This is a genomic window from Microbacterium sp. P2_F9 (genome assembly GCF_056403635.1).
On the sequence record NZ_JBFUFC010000293.1, the window covers coordinates 1 to 3,289 of the forward strand.

Annotated in this window: 3 protein-coding genes; 1 reads left to right on the forward strand and 2 read right to left on the reverse strand. The window is 69.9% G+C overall.

Features of this window, described 5'->3' with window-relative positions; all coding sequences use genetic code 11:
- Both AC1DVT_RS18955 and AC1DVT_RS18960 read right to left on the reverse strand, forming a co-directional pair.
- On the reverse strand, window positions 1-2,071 hold a 2,071-nt coding region (locus AC1DVT_RS18955; protein ID WP_477390805.1), incomplete at its 3' end, for an ATP-binding protein.
- Window positions 2,072-2,157: 86 nt separating this feature from the next.
- Window positions 2,158-2,355, reverse strand: a complete 198-nt coding sequence (locus tag AC1DVT_RS18960) for a hypothetical protein (protein WP_477390807.1) — start codon at window positions 2,353-2,355, stop codon at window positions 2,158-2,160.
- Window positions 2,356-2,509: 154 nt separating this feature from the next.
- On the opposite strand from AC1DVT_RS18960, the gene AC1DVT_RS18965 reads away from it, so the two are divergent.
- On the forward strand, window positions 2,510-3,289 hold a 780-nt coding region (locus tag AC1DVT_RS18965; protein WP_477390809.1), incomplete at its 3' end, for an AAA family ATPase.

A 3,289-nucleotide genomic window follows, 5' to 3' on the forward strand; every position in this document is an offset into this window, starting at 1 on the left:
GGCGGTCGCCCGACCACAGCACCGCCTGCACCTTGAGGCGCCGCAGCGGCGCGCTGAAGCCGATCGGCGCGTCGAGCTCGAGCGCGCGATCGAGCATCTCGTCAGCGCGACGGGTCTGACCGAGCGCATAGAGCGGGCCGATCACGTTCGACAGCAGCATGGCCCCCGAGGTGCGCTCCACTCCCCGCTGGCGTGCGCGCTCGGCGCCTTCCTCGGCGGTGCGCACCGCCTCCTCGTAGCGACCGAGCAGGTTCAGGGCATCCGACTGGTTGACCCAGTAGCGAAGGCGGGCAGAATCGTTGCCGACGGCGAACTCCCGGGCGAGCGCGAGATCGGCGAGGCCGGCGTCGATGTCGCCGCCGGCCAATCGGGAGAAACCTCGGATGTTGGATGCCACTGACATGCGCGCTCGGTTGTCGACCGCGGTCGCCTCGGCGAAAGCCCCGTCAGCCATCTCGATGGCTTCGCCGAATCGGGCGATGAGCATGAGGCGGGCGGCCAGTTCACCGAGCACGTTCGCGCGCAGCACGCTGCGCGGCTGCCCGTCGAGCACGGCGAGCGCCTGACGCAGCAGCTCGATCGATCCGCTCTGGCCGACGTTGGCCAGGTACGACGCCTTGTGGCGCAGCAGGAGTGCGTAGGCCGCCGCGTCGGTCGGGTCGCAGAGCGAGATCGCCTCGTCGATCAGTGCGATGGCCCGCTCGCTCTCGCCCGCGTTCCGCAGCACATACGAGGTGTCGCCGAGCATCTCCACCTTGGTGCGCTCGGCGAGATCGCTCGCGTCGGTCACCTGGTCCCACAGTTCGATCGCCCGTTCGCCCATCGTGGCGGCGGTGGCGAAGGCGAATGAAGTCCTCGCCTGCTGGAAGGCTGCGATCGACGCGATGAACGCCTCGCGCACGTTGTGCGCCGCCATCCAGTGGTACGAGATCGCTGTGGCGTCCGCACCGCTGGTGCTGGACTGCGCCACCAGGGCCTGGGCGTAGCGCGTGTGGAACCGCACTCGCTCCCCCGGCAGCAGCTCATCGTGGATCGCCTCGCGCACGAGCGCGTGCCGGAATGCGTAGGCGGTGTCGTCGACCAGCAGCACGCTGGCGGCGATGGCCTCGCTGGCCGCCGCGTCGATGGCCTCGGGCGACTCGTCGCACACCGCGACAAGCAGCTCGTGCTCCACGCGCACGCCGCCGGCGGCGATCAGCCGGAGCATGCGCTGGGTGGGGTCCGTGAGCTGCTCGTAGCGAGCGAGCAGGATGTCGCGGAGCGTGTCCGGGAAGCTGTCCATGCTGCGCACCCCGCTGCAGCAGACCAGCTCCTCCACGAAGAACGGCACGCCCTCCGTGCGCAGGTAAACCTGTGCCAGCTCGTCTTCGTCGGGTGGCCCGTCGAGGATCGCGGTGGCCATCTCCCGCACCTGCCGACGGTCGAGGCGCGCGAGTTCGAGTCGCACGACGCGGCGATTGCGGTCGAGCTCGGGCAGCAAGGCCCGCAGGGCGCTGCCACGGCCGAGCTCGTCGCTGCGGAAGGTGAGCACGATCAGCACTCGCGCGTGTTCGATCACCCGGATCAGAAAGCGCAGCAGCCCCAGGCTCTGCTGATCGACCCAGTGGACATCTTCGATCACGAGCACGACGGGCCGGACCGCGGCGACGTTCTCGAGCACCTCGGCGACGGCGTCGTAGAGCCGATCTGCGCCACCCCGGACGGGTGGATCACCGACGGAGGCACGGGGCCTCAGCTCGGGCAGAAGCAGCGCGAGCGCGTCGCCTGCAGGACCCGAAGCGTCGAGGAGCGCCGCTTCGCCCACCTCCTGTGCGAGCGACCGGAGCGCCGATTGGATCGGGGCATACGGGGGTGCGTCGCGATCGAAGTCGACGGACTGACCGCGCAGCGCGATCGCCTCGGGCGGGAGCGATCGCAGGAACTCTCCCACGAGACGGGTCTTGCCGATGCCCGCCTCGCCGCCCACGAGCACCGCTCTGGTGGAGCCCGCGATGCTGTCGGCGTAGGCGTCGCCGAGCGCGTCGAGGTCGGCCTCCCGGCCGACCAGCGAGGGGCTGACCGTAGCTCGCATGTATTCATCGTCCCACCGTCCTCCGACAATGGGCACGGTCGAGCGCGGCGCGATCGCGATGTGCTGCGGCCCCACGTGCGGAGCCGTCACGGGTGCGAGAGCGGCCTCGGTGCCGGGTGCCCCAGGTGGCCGATCCGCTGCGCGAGCTGCCGCAGACCCCGTTCGGTGGTGGACGTCGTGCGGCCACCGCGCTCGCGGGCGATCCGGCGGTATTCGAGCTCGCGGAGCTGTCGCTCTTCGGCGGCTTGGCGAAGGTGGACGAACGTGTCCTCGCTGACGTACATGGGTGCCTCCTCAGGCGCTTTGTCCTGAGTCACACTGCTCGCTAAGGCACCCGGCATCCATCGGGAGGATGCCGTATTTCCGCGCGGAGGACGCGTCGAGAGCTGAGCAACCGAACCAGGTGCTCATGACGCCGCGAGGTGCCACAGTATGTCCATGCCTGCATCAGCGTCCGCCGCCGTCATGGTCGGACGTCGCGCGGAATTCGACGTGCTTCTCGCGGCCTACGACCTCGGCGCGCTCGGGCATCCCCGAGCGGTGGTGATCCGCGGCGAGGCGGGCATCGGCAAGACCCGACTGATCCAGGAATTCCTCGCTGCGGTGGCAGCACGCCCGCGGGACGGTATCCGGCTCGTGGTGGCCACGGGGCAGTGCATCGACCTAGGGCCGATCGGCGCGCCGTTCACTCCGATCCGGCGTCTGCTGCACGAGCTGTACAGCGCCGTGGGAGTCGAGGCCATCCGCGACGCGTCGGGGAGCGCGGCTGTGGCGGCGACGCTCGGCACCTTGATCCCCGAACTCGCGGGCGACGACGCTGCGCGGCCGCCGGGCGGTGCCGACTACGTGTCAGAGGCGATCGAACGGTTGATCGAGAACCTGAGCGCGGAGTGCCATCTGGTGCTTGTCATCGAAGACCTGCATTGGGCGGATGCCGCGACCCTGGCGCTGCTGAAGACGCTCGCGGTGACGCTCCGCGGCTCACACGTGACCATGGTCATGACCTACCGCTCCGACGACGTGGGGCGAGGGCATCCGCTGCGCCCGGTGCTCGCCGAATTCGATCGGAGCCGTGTCGTCTCGGCCGTGGAAGTCGCGCGGCTGTCCGCGGATGACGTGGCTGAGCAGGCCCGGCTTATTCTCGGGCGGCCCGCCGACGCTGCGGAGCTCCATTCCATCGTCGGGCGCAGCGAAGGGGTTCCATTCTTCGTCGAGGAG

Excerpts from the sequence above, each read along its gene's own strand:
- AC1DVT_RS18960 (WP_477390807.1), bottom strand. The coding sequence starts at position 2,355 with ATGTACGTCAGCGAGGACACGTTCGTCCACCTTCGCCAAGCCGCCGAA.